The sequence below is a fragment of the Sagittula sp. SSi028 genome (assembly GCF_048553715.1).
Lineage (GTDB): Bacteria > Pseudomonadota > Alphaproteobacteria > Rhodobacterales > Rhodobacteraceae > Sagittula.
The window spans coordinates 75,754-89,869 of record NZ_JBLZNC010000006.1 but is presented as its reverse complement, the minus strand read 5'-3'; the positions used below and the strand labels follow the sequence as shown (position 1 = coordinate 89,869).

The following is a 14,116-nucleotide window of genomic DNA, read 5'->3' as shown; positions in this document are numbered from 1 at the left end:
TATGAAACGCCTGATCCTGATGCGCCACGCCAAATCCGACTGGAAACATGGGACCGCCGATGTGGCGCGCCCCTTGAACGGGCGCGGGCGTCGGTCTGCGCAGGCGATGGGGTTGTGGCTGCACGATGTGGGGTACATTCCGGACGAGATCCTGTGTTCCAGCGCGGCCCGCACGCGTGAGACGCTGGAACATCTCGCGATGGCTGCGCCCACCTGTTACCGCAAATCGCTTTATCTTGCGGAGGCAGACTCGCTTTTGGCGGACCTTCGAGGGTGCTCTGGCGACTGTGTTTTGCTGGTCGGCCATAATCCCGGCATTGCCGACCTCGCCCATGTGCTGGTCGCCCAAGCCCCCAATCACGAACGTTGGGAAGACTACCCGACCTGCGCCACATTGGTCACCGATTTCGATATCGACACTTGGGCCGACCTGCGACCGGGCACCGGGCAACTTGTTGATTTTGCTGTGGGACGTGACCTGACGGACTGACGCCTCAGCGGAACGGAGGGCTATACAGCAACCCGCCTTCGGTCCATTGCAGGTTCAAACCACGCGACAATCCAATCGGCGTGTTTGCCCCGATGTTGCGCGCGAAAAGCTCGCCATAGTTGCCACCTGCCTTGATTGCGCGCAGCGCCCAATCCGCATCCAGCCCCAGCATATCGCCCAGCACCCCATCAACGCCGATCAGGCGGTTGATCTCGGGCGTGTCTGTCCCCTGCAGGCGCAATTCGTCGATATTGGCGGAGGTCACGCCCAGCTCTTCGGCCGCAATCAGCGCATTCAGCGTCCAACGCACCACATCGGCCCAGTCGTCATCGCCGTGCCGCACCGCAGGGCCAAGCGGCTCCTTGGAGATGATATCCTCCAGCAGCACATGATCGCTTGGCGTGGCAAAGGTCGCGCGAATCGCCGCCAGTTGCGAGGCATCGGTGCTGTAGACGTCGCAGTCCCCGTTAAGATATTTGGTCTGCGCGTCCGCCGTGTTCTCGATCGCCACGCTCTGGTAGCTCATCTCGTAGCGGCGGAAATATTCGGCGACATTCTGGGCGCTGGTTGTGCCCTCCTGAATACAGATCGACCGACCGTCCAGTTCACGCGCCGACGACAGGCCAAGCGCCTTGGGCACCATAAACGCCTGCCCGTCGTAGTAATTGATCCCTGCAAAATCGACTTTCAGGTCAACGTCGCTGGAAAAGCTCCACGTGGTGTTGCGGACAAGCAGATCGATATCCCCTGCGTTCAGCGCGTCGTAACGGCTGGCCGCAGTGGTTTCGACAAAGTTGACGGCCGCAGGATCTCCCAGAACCGCAGCGGCAACAGCGCGGCACAGGCCCACGTCAAAGCCACGCCAGGTGCCATTGCTGTCCTGCATCGCAAAGCCCACAAGCCCCGCGTTTACGCCGCAGTTCAGCGTGCCGCGTGCTGTGACATCCTCCAGCGTGTTCGCCGTTGCGGTGGTTGCAGCCAGCATCAAAGCGCCAGCGCAAAAAGTCCTGTACATGCCATCCTCTCACTCGGGTCTTCTGGCCTGGGCTCGGCGACCTTTTCGACACCGCAGCCCCGCAGGCCGCTGACCGTACAGCCCCACGAAGCGCCCACAGTTTGGGCGGAATACTGCCAAGAGGTCAAGGGACCAAGACCCGACTCTTTGGCTCGGAATTAACCTTTTACACCCTCGGAAGCCAAGGCATGAAACCGTGCCGCATGCAGGAATTCCCCCTGCTTGTAATTGGCGGTTTCAGTGGCTTCCTCGTCCGCGCCCCATTGTTCTTCGTTCCACAGCTCATCAATGCGCGACAGCTCCCAACCGTCCTGCGCATCAAGCCGCCCCCGCGCGACGGCAAAGGCCACGACCAAAGACCCCGACATTGCCACCAAATCGTGAAAGGCCGCGAGCTGGAACGGCGTCTGCGCATGGACCTGCGCGCGCAGGTTTTCCAGCGCTTCGGGGTCTTGCGGGGCGTGGATCACACCCGTGCGCGCGGCCAGCGGCGCATCCAGATCCTGCGCGGCCCACGCCAGCAGCGGATCCCAGCCTGCGGCCTGCCGGTCGACCAGCTCTTCGGGGTGATCGGCGCGGTAGCACAGCAGATCGCTGTCGCCATAGGCCGCCAGCATATCCGCCACAGCGGCATGTTGCAGAGTGACCTTGTCCAGCGCCGAATTCGACGTGCGCGTAAAGGGCATGGTCGCCGGATCGACCTTGTCCTCCTGCGCCTCCCATTCGGCGGCAATCGCGTCTGCCAGACCGCGTGTGGGCACCACCAGCGGGGTTTTCGCCGGCGTCTTTACGCCGCGCCCGTCAAGCTGGACGGCAAAGCCGCCCTCGACCGCGTCCACAGTGGTGGTTTTCCAGAACCGTTTTGGCGCCCATTCGCTCATAGTTTTATCTCCAGCAGGTCAGCGATTGCGGCGCCTAACGCCTGCGTATCGTCGACGATCCGTGATGCAGCCTGCAGCGCAGAGGCGGGATGATAGCCCCAAGTGACCCCGATGCCGCGTATCCCCGCCGCCTGCGCCATATCCATGTCATAGCTCGTGTCGCCGATCATCACGGCCTGCGCGGCATCCAGCCCGGTGTCCTCCAACGCGGAAAACAACATCGCCGGATGCGGCTTGGACGGGTGGTTGTCCGACACCTGCGTGGTGACAAAGCGCTGCGTCATATTGTGTTCGGCCAGAAGACGGGTCAGCCCGCGCCGCGACTTTCCTGTGGCCACGCCCAGCAGCAACTCGTCAATGGCCGCCAAACGGTCCAGCAGCGCCGGTATCCCATCATACAGAGGCGAGGCTTTGGCCGTCACATGCGCGGCATAGGCCGCCTTGTAGGCCTCGACCATCTGGCTGCGCCGCGCCTCTGCAACGTCCGGGGCCAGCCGCGCCATCGCTTCGGGCAGGGACAGGCCCACAATGGCCAGCACATCCTTGCGCGCGGGCACCACCAGCTCTTCGGAATCGAATGCCGCCTGCATCGCCGCAAGGATATCGCCTTGACTGTCGACCAAGGTGCCGTCGACGTCGAAAATTACCAGCTTCAGATCGGTCAATGCAGCGCCTCGAACGGATCGGGGTCGGCAAAGTCTTCCTCCCAGCCCAGCGTTTGCCAGCTGTGTGCCATATGCTCAGGCAGCTTCGCCGTCACGGTCAGGGGTTTCTTTGTCACGGGATGTTCCAACGTCATCGACCGCGCGTGCAGATGCAGCTTTTTCGAGATAACACCGCCAAGCTGTGCGCCCCAGCCGTCGCCAAGGTTTTCCTGACCCGACCCGCCATACTTGCCATCTCCGATAATCGGGTGGCCAATCTCTGCCATATGCGCGCGCAGCTGGTGCGTGCGGCCGGTCAACGGCTCCAGCGCGACCCAGGACGCGCGGCTCGCCACACGGTAAAGCGTGGCGTAATAGCTGTGCGCACGTTTGGCGCCCTCGGTTCGCTGTACCTCGTTGGGATGGACGCAAAGCATCTTCTCGCCCTCGCCGCCGCGGCCATGACCGGGGGCTTTGACCAGACCGTATTTGATCTCGCCAAGGTAGGGCACCGGCACGCCGGCACACAGCGCCCAGTAGATCTTGCGCGTCTCACGATGGCGGATCGCCTCTGTCAGCGCCTTGGCCATGGCCCGTGTCCGCGCCAACAGCAAAACCCCCGAGGTGTCCTTGTCCAGACGATGCACCAGACGCGGCTTTTCATCGTAGCCAAAGGTCAGCGCCTCGGCCAAACCGTCCACGTGACGGGTCTGTTTGCTGCCGCCTTGCGTCGGCAAGCCCGGCGGTTTGTTAATGGCGATGATGTGGTCATCGCGGTAGATCACACAGCTTTGGATCAGCTCGGCATCCTTGTCGGTGACCTTGGGCTTGGGCGCGCTTTCGATCTGTCCGGGTTCCGGCAGCGGCGGGATGCGCACCTGCTGGCCCGGCTCCAGACGTGTGGACGCCTTCACCCGACCGCCATCAACGCGGATTTCGCCCTTGCGGCACATCTTTTCGATACGGCCCTGCGCCACATGCGGGAACATGCGTTTCATCCAGCGATCAAGCCGCTGGTCTCCGTCTCCCGGCCCGACGGTCACGGTCTGTACACGGCTCATGTGGTCAGGCTCCTTGCGATCAACAGTCCGGAAAACAGCGCTGCGATGGACAGGATCACCGACCCCGCCACATAAAGCAACGACAGCTCCGTCTGGCCGCGTTCGTATAACGTCACAGCATCCAGCGAAAAGGCGGAAAAGGTGGTGAACCCGCCCAAAACGCCCGTCATCAGCAAAGGGGCGAAGCGCTGTCCGCTGCCCTGTGCCAACACCACTACAACAACGCCCATGGCAAAAGAGCCCAGCACATTGACCGCCAAAGTGGCCCACGGAAACCCCGGACCCACCAGACGCGCAACAAGCACGCCGGTCAGATAGCGGCCTGACGCGCCGAGCGCGCCGCCGAGCGCGACTTGAAGCAGTGGTATCATCTGCGTGCCTTGGCCCCTTCGCCCCCGGTTGTCAAGGAAACCACCAAGACCACCCGCGATTCAAGGGAATCTACAGCCGAAAGCTCAGAACCAGACGCCGCGTGCCGCGCAAAACATCCAGTTGCACCCGCCGCCCGACGGACCCCAGCACACGCGCGGCCGTCGCTGGCGTATCGATCCCCTGCCCGTTCGCACCCAGCAACACATCCCCCACACGCAAACCCGCGCGGCTGCCGAATGGTCCGGCATCCATGACCACCACCCCGTCATTGACCGCAAAGCGCTGGTTCAGCTCGTCCTCGACCGCCGGATTGATCCGCGCCAGCCGCAAACCTGGCAGGGCGGTCTGCTCCCCAAGGGACACCTCCGCACGGGATGGCACATCCGGCGCGGCGATCATGGCAACCTGCGTCGTTTCAACGTCGCCATCATGAACATAAGAAATCTCGGCCTGTGCGCCGATCCCGCGCACGGACATGCGAAACAGCATCTCGGCTGGGGTGTTCACCGGTTGGCCGTCCACCTCCAACACCACGTCACCGACCCTCAAACCGGCCTCGGCAAAGGGGCTGCCATCACGCAGTTCGGTGATGACCACACCGCCGGGCGAAGCCAGACCCAGACCATCGAACAAATCGCCGTCAACGCTTTGCCCCGTCATACCGGCCCAAGGCCGCGTGAACCGTTCATTGCCCGCCTCGGCCTGCGCGACAAACTGTTCGACCAAGGCCGTGGGAATGGCAAAGCCGATGCCGTTCGACCCGCCCGAACGCGTCAGAATAGAGGTGTTGATCCCGATCAGCCGCCCCGCCACATCAATCAGGGCGCCGCCAGAGTTGCCGGGGTTGATCGGCGCGTCAGTCTGGATGAAATACCCGCGCGCATTGCCCGTGGCCGTGCCAGAACGCGCCAAGCCGCTGACGATTCCCGACGACACGGTCTGGCCCACGCCAAACGGGTTGCCGATGGCCAGAACAAGCTCTCCGACCTCGACCGTGTCGCTGTCGCGCAGCGGCAAATGCGGCATGTCCTCGGCCCCTTCCAGCCGCAGAATCGCCAGATCCGACTCCTCGTCACCCAACAGCACTTCCGCCGCATATTCGCGCCGGTCGTTCAACACGACGCGAATGTCGGTGGCCTGCCCAACCACGTGATAATTGCTGACCACCAGCCCGTCCGCCGACAGGATCACGCCGGAGCCGAGCGAATTCTGCACCCTTGGGCGGGCCTGAAACTCACGGAAGAAATTGTTGAAAAACGGGTCATCGGCAAAGGGGCTTCGGTTCTCGACCACGCGCCGCGCATAGATGTTCACCACGGCAGGCGTGGCCTGTTTCACCAGCGGCGCAAAGCTGAGCGAAATCTCCGCTTGGGTTTGTGGCACCTGCGTTTGCGCCGACCCAACGCTGCCCAACATCAGCATTACACAGATAAGGAAAATACGCATGGCCTGTCCCCGTTTTTGATGACCGGAATATGTTGCCTGCGCTGCGCGGTTTCAAGCCAAGCACCCGCTTGACGGGAACGCATCCGGCCAAGGCCGCGTTGGGGTGCTGAAACGAAAACGAAGGAGCACCCAATGGCCGAGCGACTAAGATCACATGATGGTGTCCGCGAAACCAAAGACTATCTCGACGACACCGAAACCCCGTCCCAGCAGGGCCGTGCACAGGGCAATCTGGAACGCAACGTGGGCACGCAGGACGACCAAAAGCGCGCCGAACAGGACCGCGCAGGCGCAACCCGCGTCACCAAATCGCTGGAAGAAGGCCAAGGCAACCTTGGCGGCCATCACGGCACAGACAAGGGAAGCTCATAACATGACAACGTTGACAAATGGCACATGGGTTGTGATCGCAGACAGTGAAAAGGCGCTGTTCCTGCGCAATCTGACCGACCACGCCAACCCGAATCTAGACGTCTTTGATGAAGACGAACAAGAAAACCCCTCGGATCGAGCGCAATCTGCCAACCGTCCGGGCCGTATGAACGACACCGGCGTTGGCCAGCGTTCTGCGATGGATGACACCGATTGGCACGAATTGGCAAAGGATCGCTTTGCCTCGGATCTTGCGGATAAGCTGTATACAGAGGCGCACAAGGGCCATTTTGACAAGCTCGTGATCGTGGCCTCGCCGCAGGTTCTGGGCGTCCTACGTGACGAGATGCACAAGGAAGTCGCTGACAAGGTGGTCGCCGAGGTCCCCAAGACCCTGACCAACCACCCCGTCGACGAGATCGAGAAGCTGGTGAAAAGGGAACTGGATGCGGCCTGATCCCATCTGTTGCGGCGCAAGGGGCGGCGCAGCCCGCCCCACCCGCATTATTTGAGGATACTTAGATGACCGCTTTCCGAAAACTTCTTGCAACCTCGCTCAGCCTCTTTGGCTCGGCCGGATTCGCTCAAGGGCCGATTGCGTCGCAATTGGCCCCAACGCGCGCCGATCTTTCCGCCTATCAGTGGGAAGCGCGGCCTGTGCTGATCTTCGCGCCCGACCCGCAAGACCCCGATTTCAAGGACCAGATCGCAGAGCTGCGCGACGCGCGGCCCGCGCTGGAAGATCGTGATATCGTGGTTCTGGCCGATACCGACCCGGACGCCCATGGCCGCTTGCGTGCCGGTCTGGCCGTGGACGGGTTCGAGATCATCCTCGTCGGCAAGGATGGCAGCGTCAAACTGCGGCAGGATCAGCCCATCGCGGCACAAACCCTGATCGATACCATAGATTCCATGCCAATGCGGCAACGCGAAATGCGCGACTGAAACGCAAAAAGCCCCTTCCGATGGAAGGGGCTTTGCGACTGACGTAAGCCAGTGAATTATTCTGCGGCTTCTTCCGCGGCCAGACGAGCCTTGTCGGCTGCGCCTTTTGCGTCCACATCGCGGTCCACCAGTTCGATGATCGCCATGGGCGCCATGTCACCGTAACGGAAACCGGCCTTGAGAACGCGGGTGTAACCACCGTTACGCTCGGCGTAGCGCGGGCCAAGAACGTCGAACAGCTTGGACACATGCATGTCCTGCTTCAGCTGGGCACGTGCCTGACGACGGGCGTGCAGGTCGCCGCGCTTTGCCAGCGTGATCAGCTTGTCCGCAACGCGCTTGAGTTCTTTTGCCTTGGGCAGGGTGGTTTTGATCTGCTCGTGTTCGATGAGCGAGCCGGCCATGTTTGCCCACAGCGCCTTGCGGTGCTCGTGGGTACGATTCAGGCGGCGGTAACCTTTTGCGTGACGCATTGTCTTACTCCAATCATGTCCCTCTTGGGGACGTTTTGCTTTGTCCGGTTGGTGATGCGTGTCACCAACGTCATTGGGGCATGTGCCCTAGGGGTGAAAGACGAGGCGCTGCCGCCTCGTCCGATGATGGGGAAAACCCCACCAAATCTTAGAAGTTGTCTTCCAGCTTCTTGGCCAGATCTTCGATGTTGTCCGGCGGCCAGTCCTCGACATCCATGCCAAGGTGCAGACCCATGCCCGACAGCACTTCCTTGATTTCGTTCAAGGATTTGCGGCCAAAGTTCGGCGTGCGCAGCATCTCTGCTTCGGTTTTCTGGATCAGATCCCCGATGTAGACGATGTTGTCGTTCTTCAGGCAGTTGGCCGAACGCACGGACAGTTCCAGCTCGTCCACTTTCTTCAGCAGAAGCGGGTTGAACTCGAGACCGTCGTCGTCGTCCTGACGCTGTGCGGCTTCCGGCTCGTCGAAGTTGACGAAGATCGACAGCTGGTCCTGCAGGATACGCGCTGCATAGGCAATCGCATCTTCCGGCGTGACGGAGCCGTCGGTTTCCACCTTCAGCGTCAGCTTGTCATAGTCCAGAACCTGACCTTCGCGGGTCGGCTGCACGTCATATGCGACCTTTTTGACCGGCGAATAGATGGCGTCGATCGGGATCAGACCGATGGGCGCATCTTCGGGCTTGTTCTTGTCAGCCGCAACATAGCCTTTGCCGGTGTTCACGGTGAATTCCATGTACACTTCGGCGCCTTCGTCCACGTGACAGATCACGTGATCGCGGTTCAGGATCTCGATGCCTGCGGATTCGGAAATGTCACCCGCAGTCACAACGCCCGGACCTTTGGCGGAAACGGACAGACGCTTGGGCCCTTCCACTTCCATCTTCAGAGCGACCTGTTTGAGGTTCAGGATGATGTCGGTGACATCTTCGCGCACACCCGCAACAGAGGAAAACTCGTGCAGAACGTTGTCGATCTGAACCGAGGTGATGGCCGCGCCTTGCAGTGACGACAGCAGCACGCGACGCAGCGCGTTGCCCAGTGTCAGACCAAAGCCGCGTTCCAGCGGTTCAGCGACACATGTGGCCTGGCGCGACGGATCGGTGCCCGGCTTGATCTCAAGCTGGGTCGGCTTGATAAGTTCTGCCCAATTCTTGTGGATCATGCATGTCCCTCCATACCTGCCTGTCCCCCATGTCCAATAGGAACAGACGCCCGAGGTTTCTGAAACGGCAAGAGCGAGGCGAGGGAACACCCCCGCCTCGCCCGAAATTCACAGTGCGATTACACGCGGCGGCGCTTTGGCGGGCGGCAGCCGTTGTGTGCAATCGGGGTCACGTCGCGGATCGACGTGATGTTGAAGCCGACAGCAGCCAGCGCGCGCAGCGCGGACTCACGGCCCGAACCGGGGCCCTGTACTTCGACTTCCAGCGTTTTCACGCCGTGCTCTTGTGCTTTCTTGCCTGCATCTTCTGCGGCGAGCTGAGCTGCGTAAGGGGTCGACTTGCGCGAGCCCTTGAACCCCATGGTGCCAGCGGAGGACCAGGAGATTGCGTTGCCCTGAACGTCAGAGATCAGGATCTTGGTGTTGTTGAAGGTCGAGTTCACATGTGCAACGCCAGTTGCAATGTTCTTGGAGACCTTCTTCTTGCCACCACGGCGGGTATCACGTGCCATTGGTCGTTCTCTCCCTTACTTCTTCTTGCCGGCAATGGCCTTCGCGGGGCCTTTGCGCGTACGAGCGTTGGTGTGCGTACGCTGACCGCGCACGGGGAGGTTACGACGATGGCGCAGACCACGGTAGCAGCCCAGATCCATCAGACGCTTGATGTTCATCTGCACGTCGCGGCGCAGGTCGCCTTCGACGGTGTAGTTCGCATCGATGTGCTCGCGGATCGCCAGCACTTCTGCGTCAGAGAGTTCGTTCACACGACGGGTCACGTCGATGTTCACCGCGTCGCAGATCGCTTTGGCGGAGGTGTGACCGATTCCGGTGATATATGTCAGCGCGATCGGGACGCGCTTGGCGGTCGGGAGGTTGACGCCGGCAATACGTGCCAAGTCTCTTATCCTTTCGTTGCGAGCCCGTAACACCGGGCCCTTTTTTCACAACATGAGGCCCGACGCAAAAGCGAACGGGCCCGAGCTGATCAGGTGATCTCAGGTCAGGAAGCCCGACCCGAAAATGTCTACTCTTTCGAGATGTGGGTGGGTAGGCGGATTCGCCACCTGTGTCAAGCGGCAAACCCCATACGCCCTACCAGCGATAGCTGCCCACCATAACCATGGACGGATCCAGCCCCGTCACACCCTCCAGCACAGCAGTCAGCTCACCATCGACGCGCACAAGGCTGTTGCCCTCGTCCTCCTCGACGGTGACGTCAAAGCTCGACATGACGCGCGGTGTATCGGATTCAATTAGAATACCCAAGGCATCCTCGTCGGGGTCAAAATCCTCGACAATGATCGGGTCGGCATCGGCTTCTGCAAGCCCAAAGAACACATCCTGCCCTTCGCCGCCATTCAGCGTATCCCCTGCGTCTCCGGCGAGAATATCATTCCCCACACCGCCGGTCAGCGAATCCGCCTCAGTGCGGCCTTGTTCATCCACCGCGCGCAGCACATCGTCGCCCGCGTCGCCTTTCAGCGTGTCAAACCCGATACTATCGGACAAAGAATCATTGCCGTTTCCGCCGCGGACAAAATCATCACCCGCCGCATCATTCCGCAAAAAGGGATCGTAAACGTCGTCCCCCTCTCCCAGAAACACCCGATCATCGCCAGTCCAGGGCAGGACCTCGTCATCTTGATCGGTGCCGAAGATCGCGTTGTCGCCTTCATCCCCGAAAACCAGCGCGTATTGCGTTGGCATTTCTTCCAGAGCACGCACCAGATCTTCGCGGTTTTCGATCTCGACGCCGGTAATCGCAGTCAAACCCTCCGTCACATCCGACAATGGGGGCAGCGCATCGCGGGGCTCGTAGTCGTCGGGCGCTTCAGAAGCGTCACCAACGGATATGAACACAGCCGGCGGGCCTTCAGCAACTTCCCCAAGATCCCCTTCGGATGTGGACACCTCATCCGCCTGATCGTCATCCTCATCCGAACCAAACATGGGCAATGCCATGCCCAACAAACCCAGACCTATCAAAATCGCCAGCATACCGGTTCCAAATTCTATTCGTTGTAAACATTTGCCAAAAAAGCTGTTAACTTTGTCACAAGCAAGGCACCAACGAGACACAAAGTGTTTCATTATCGCAGGGTGGTCCACGCGCACCAAAGAACAACGTCCCGATGATCCGACTGCTCTACCTCAGCCACTTCCGCCCCGAGATGATGGCCTCTGACATCAGCGACATCATGAAGACGTCGACAGAGCGCAACGCAAGCCTTGGCGTCACCGGCTGCTTACTGGCGACCGACGGGCAGTTCCTGCAGCTGCTCGAAGGGCCGCAGCCCGCGATTGAGGAATTGATGCGCTCCATTCGCGCCGATCCGCGCCACATGATCGACATCGAAACCGCCGCCGAAGCCTGCACCACCCGATGCTTTCCGGATTGGTCGATGGGATATGCCGCGCTGCCCTCAGGGCATGTTCTGTTCAACACCGTCATCGAGGACGGAAGCGCGACGCTCTACGAAAGCGTCGCCAAAGCAATCAATCGCCGCATTTCCCTGTATCAATCGCTGAATAAAGTCCGCATTCAGACCAAGCGCTTTCTGGATATCGCAGACGACATGCGCCGGATGTAGGCCCCAAAAACGCAAAAGGCCGCCTCCCCTTGGGAAGCGGCCGTTTTCATTCTTTCGACAGGTTTAACCGTCCAGCTTTTCCGCGATAGCCGCCTTGATGGCGTCGATCTCGCCCAGACCGTCCACGCGGCAGTGGTTGCCCGCGTGGTAGTAGTAGCCGATCAGCGGCGCGGTCTGCTTGTAATAGGCCATCAAACGGGTGCGCAGCGACTCTTCGTTGTCGTCGGCGCGGCGCTTGAACTCGGTCCCGCCGCACTTGACGCATGTGCCGTCCGCCGGAATGGGCTTGGTGATGTCGTTGTAGACCTCACCACAGGAGCCACATGTCGAGCGTGCGGTGATACGCTTGACCAGCGCCTCATCCTCCACCCGCAACTCGACAACGCGGTCCAGGGTCTGGCCCACTTCTGCCAGCAGGTCATTCAACGCATCCGCCTGCTTCAGCGTGCGCGGAAAGCCGTCAAAGATAAAGCCGGTGGCATCAGAGCCGGTCAGCTTTTCACGGATCAGGCCGATGACGATCTCGTCGGTGACAAGCTCGCCCCGCGCCATAACCTCGGCAACCTTGTTGCCCATTTCCGTGCCGCTGTCTTTGGCTTCGCGCAGCATGTCCCCGGTGGACAACTGCTCCATGCCGCGTTCCTCGACCAGGATCCGGGCCTGCGTGCCCTTCCCCGCGCCGGGCGGTCCAATCAGAATAATATTCATCGACGCGCCGGTCCTCCCCGTTTCTTGCGTGCCTTACCCTTACCGCTCAGCTTGGATTTCTGGATAAGACCTTCGTATTGATGCGCCAGAAGGTGGCTTTGCACCTGCTGGATCGTGTCCATCGTCACCGACACCACGATCAGCACCGACGTCCCGCCAAAGTAGAAGGGGATGTTGAGCTGCGTGCGCAGGATTTCCGGCAGCAGCGCGACAGCCGCCAGATACAGCGAGCCGATCACAAGGATGCGGTTCACCACATATTCCAGATAGTCAGCGGTTTTCTTACCCGGACGGATACCGGGCACAAAGCCGTTCTGGTTCTTCAGGTTGTCCGCAACATCGTCCGGTTTGAACGACACGTTGAACGTGTAGAAATACGCGAAGAAGATGATCATCCCGCCGAAGAACGCCAGATACAGCGGCTGGCCGGGGCCAAAGTAGGCCAAGATCGTCGACATCAGCGGGCTGGTTTCAGACCCCGAGAAGGTCGAGATCGTGACAGGCAGAAGCAGCAGGGACGAGGCAAAGATCGCCGGGATCACGCCCGCCGGGTTCACCTTGACCGGCAGATGCGATTGCTGCGCCTCGGTCATTTTCATGCCGACCTGACGGCGCGGGTACTGAATGGTGATCTTGCGCAGGGCGCGCTCCATGAACACCACAAAGGCAATCACCGCCACCACCATCAATATCACACCCACGATCACAGCGGGGCTGATGGCGCCCGACCGACCGGAGGCAAAGAACTGCGCCAAAGCGGCGGGCAATTCAGCGACGATACCGACAAAGATGATCAGCGAGATGCCATTGCCGACGCCGCGTGCGGTGATCTGTTCACCCAGCCACATCAGGAACATCGTGCCGCCCACCAGCGTGATCACACAGGCGGCGCGGAAGTACCAACCCGGATCGGTGACCAGATCCCCGCCTTCAAGGCTGGCTGCCAGACCGTAGGCCTGCAGCACCGCCAGCACCACGGTGCCGTAACGGGTGTACTGGTTGATTTTCTTACGGCCCTGTTCGCCCTCTTTCTTGAGCTGCTCCAGCGCCGGCACCATGGCCGTCAGAAGCTGCACCATGATCGAGGCGGAAATATAGGGCATAATGCCCAACGCAAAGATCCCCATGCGCCCCAGCGCACCGCCGGTGAACATCGAAACGATGCCCGCCACGCCGGTGCTGGCCTGCTCGACGAATTCGCGCAGTGCCGTGCCGTCGATACCCGGAACCGGAATATAGGTGCCAAGACGGTAAACGATCAGCAGACCGAGGGTAAAGAAGATGCGGTTGCGCAGGTCGGTTGCTTTGCCAAGCGCCGCCCAGCTTGTGTTGGCGGCCATTTGCTCTGCTGCGGATACCATGCGGATCTCTCTTTCAGACAAACGCCGCCAAGACGGTTTTCCGTCCGGCGGCGCTCAAGGAAAACTGAGGGTTATGTAAGCGGCTCGGACGCCGCTCACAAGGCGATAAACCGTTCGCCTCCCGTAGGCGTTACTCGGCTGCCGCAGTGGTCAGCTTGCCGCCAGCCTTTTCAACCGCTTCAACGGCCGACTTCGATGCGCCGGTCACGGTGATGGTCAGGGCTGCGGTTGCTTCGCCTTTGGCAAGAACGCGGATGCCGTCGAGCTTGCGACGCACCAGACCGGAAGTGACCAGAGTCTCTTCGGTGATGTTGCCGGCGTCCAGCTTGCCCGCGTCGACGAATTTCTGGATCAGGCCCAGGTTCACGACTGCAAAGGACAGGCGGTTGGGCTTGTTGAAGCCACGCTTGGGCAGACGCTGGTAGAGCGGCATCTGGCCGCCTTCGTAGCCATTGATGGCCACACCCGAACGGGATTTCTGACCTTTGATACCACGGCCACCCATTTTACCACGACCCGAACCGGGGCCACGGCCAATACGCTGTTTACGCTGGGTTGCGCCGGGATTGTCGCGCAGTTCATGAAGTTTCAT

General features: G+C 60.8%; 19 protein-coding genes. 5 read left to right on the top strand and 14 right to left on the bottom strand.

Annotation, left to right across the window (positions count from 1 at the left end; genetic code table 11):
• The first annotated feature begins 1 nt into the window (after position 1).
• The gene (locus ACN5AZ_RS12710) at positions 2–490 is read left to right on the top strand and encodes a SixA phosphatase family protein (protein WP_419429265.1); all 489 of its coding nucleotides are present in this window, start codon (positions 2–4) and stop codon (positions 488–490) included.
• A 4-nt stretch (positions 491–494) separates the two neighbouring features.
• Here ACN5AZ_RS12710 and ACN5AZ_RS12705 read toward each other — a convergent pair whose 3' ends face one another.
• The 6 genes from ACN5AZ_RS12705 to ACN5AZ_RS12680 form a co-directional block, all read right to left on the bottom strand.
• Positions 495–1,505, bottom strand: coding sequence for an amino acid ABC transporter substrate-binding protein (locus tag ACN5AZ_RS12705; RefSeq protein WP_419429264.1), 1,011 nt, complete (start codon positions 1,503–1,505; stop codon positions 495–497).
• A gap of 158 nt (positions 1,506–1,663) precedes the next feature.
• Positions 1,664–2,386 (bottom strand): ATP12 family chaperone protein, encoded by a 723-nt coding sequence (locus ACN5AZ_RS12700; protein ID WP_419429263.1) that lies wholly within the window; start codon positions 2,384–2,386, stop codon positions 1,664–1,666.
• Positions 2,383–3,051: an HAD-IA family hydrolase gene (locus tag ACN5AZ_RS12695; protein ID WP_419429262.1), complete on the bottom strand. Its 669-nt coding sequence runs from the start codon at positions 3,049–3,051 to the stop codon at positions 2,383–2,385. Before ACN5AZ_RS12695 ends, ACN5AZ_RS12700 begins: the two co-directional genes overlap by 4 nt.
• Complete coding sequence (locus ACN5AZ_RS12690) at positions 3,048–4,091, bottom strand: RluA family pseudouridine synthase (protein ID WP_419429261.1); 1,044 nt, start codon at positions 4,089–4,091, stop codon at positions 3,048–3,050. The genes ACN5AZ_RS12695 and ACN5AZ_RS12690 overlap by 4 nt, the downstream gene beginning before the upstream one ends.
• The gene (gene crcB / locus ACN5AZ_RS12685) at positions 4,088–4,462 is read right to left on the bottom strand and encodes a fluoride efflux transporter CrcB (protein ID WP_419429260.1); all 375 of its coding nucleotides are present in this window, start codon (positions 4,460–4,462) and stop codon (positions 4,088–4,090) included. The genes ACN5AZ_RS12690 and crcB overlap by 4 nt, the downstream gene beginning before the upstream one ends.
• 70 nt (positions 4,463–4,532) lie before the next feature.
• Positions 4,533–5,909 carry a trypsin-like peptidase domain-containing protein gene (locus ACN5AZ_RS12680; protein ID WP_419429259.1) on the bottom strand — a complete coding sequence of 459 codons (1,377 nt, stop codon included), beginning with the start codon at positions 5,907–5,909 and terminating at the stop codon, positions 4,533–4,535.
• A gap of 132 nt (positions 5,910–6,041) precedes the next feature.
• On the opposite strand from ACN5AZ_RS12680, the gene ACN5AZ_RS12675 reads away from it, so the two are divergent.
• The 3 genes from ACN5AZ_RS12675 (at position 6,042) to ACN5AZ_RS12665 (ending at position 7,226) form a co-directional block, all read left to right on the top strand.
• Positions 6,042–6,281, top strand: a complete 240-nt coding sequence (locus ACN5AZ_RS12675; protein ID WP_419429258.1) for a hypothetical protein — start codon at positions 6,042–6,044, stop codon at positions 6,279–6,281.
• A gap of 1 nt (position 6,282) precedes the next feature.
• Positions 6,283–6,738, top strand: a complete 456-nt coding sequence (locus tag ACN5AZ_RS12670; protein ID WP_419429257.1) for a host attachment family protein — start codon at positions 6,283–6,285, stop codon at positions 6,736–6,738.
• A gap of 65 nt (positions 6,739–6,803) precedes the next feature.
• Positions 6,804–7,226, top strand: a complete 423-nt coding sequence (locus ACN5AZ_RS12665; RefSeq protein WP_419429256.1) for a DUF4174 domain-containing protein — start codon at positions 6,804–6,806, stop codon at positions 7,224–7,226.
• 56 nt (positions 7,227–7,282) lie between these two features.
• On the opposite strand, the gene rplQ is transcribed toward ACN5AZ_RS12665, so the two are convergent.
• From rplQ to ACN5AZ_RS12640, 5 genes are all read right to left on the bottom strand, one after another.
• Positions 7,283–7,699, bottom strand: coding sequence for a 50S ribosomal protein L17 (rplQ, locus tag ACN5AZ_RS12660; protein WP_419429255.1), 417 nt, complete (start codon positions 7,697–7,699; stop codon positions 7,283–7,285).
• A gap of 148 nt (positions 7,700–7,847) precedes the next feature.
• Positions 7,848–8,864: a DNA-directed RNA polymerase subunit alpha gene (locus ACN5AZ_RS12655; protein ID WP_419429254.1), complete on the bottom strand. Its 1,017-nt coding sequence runs from the start codon at positions 8,862–8,864 to the stop codon at positions 7,848–7,850.
• A gap of 119 nt (positions 8,865–8,983) precedes the next feature.
• Entirely contained in the window at positions 8,984–9,376 is a 393-nt protein-coding gene (rpsK, locus tag ACN5AZ_RS12650; RefSeq protein ID WP_419429253.1) for a 30S ribosomal protein S11, read from the bottom strand.
• Between the two features lie 15 nt (positions 9,377–9,391).
• Positions 9,392–9,760, bottom strand: coding sequence for a 30S ribosomal protein S13 (gene rpsM / locus ACN5AZ_RS12645; protein WP_419429252.1), 369 nt, complete (start codon positions 9,758–9,760; stop codon positions 9,392–9,394).
• A 196-nt stretch (positions 9,761–9,956) separates the two neighbouring features.
• Positions 9,957–10,826, bottom strand: a complete 870-nt coding sequence (locus tag ACN5AZ_RS12640) for a calcium-binding protein (RefSeq protein WP_419429251.1) — start codon at positions 10,824–10,826, stop codon at positions 9,957–9,959.
• Positions 10,827–10,996: 170 nt separating this feature from the next.
• Here ACN5AZ_RS12640 and ACN5AZ_RS12635 point away from each other — a divergent pair, with 170 nt between their 5' ends.
• Positions 10,997–11,455 (top strand): BLUF domain-containing protein, encoded by a 459-nt coding sequence (locus ACN5AZ_RS12635; protein ID WP_419429250.1) that lies wholly within the window; start codon positions 10,997–10,999, stop codon positions 11,453–11,455.
• A 63-nt stretch (positions 11,456–11,518) separates the two neighbouring features.
• On the opposite strand, the gene ACN5AZ_RS12630 is transcribed toward ACN5AZ_RS12635, so the two are convergent.
• From ACN5AZ_RS12630 to rplO, 3 genes are all read right to left on the bottom strand, one after another.
• Positions 11,519–12,163, bottom strand: a complete 645-nt coding sequence (locus ACN5AZ_RS12630; RefSeq protein ID WP_419429249.1) for an adenylate kinase — start codon at positions 12,161–12,163, stop codon at positions 11,519–11,521.
• A complete protein-coding gene (gene secY, locus ACN5AZ_RS12625) occupies positions 12,160–13,524 on the bottom strand; it encodes a preprotein translocase subunit SecY (RefSeq protein ID WP_419429248.1) in 1,365 nt (454 codons plus the stop codon). The genes ACN5AZ_RS12630 and secY overlap by 4 nt, the downstream gene beginning before the upstream one ends.
• 130 nt (positions 13,525–13,654) lie before the next feature.
• Complete coding sequence (rplO, locus tag ACN5AZ_RS12620) at positions 13,655–14,116, bottom strand: 50S ribosomal protein L15 (protein ID WP_419429247.1); 462 nt, start codon at positions 14,114–14,116, stop codon at positions 13,655–13,657.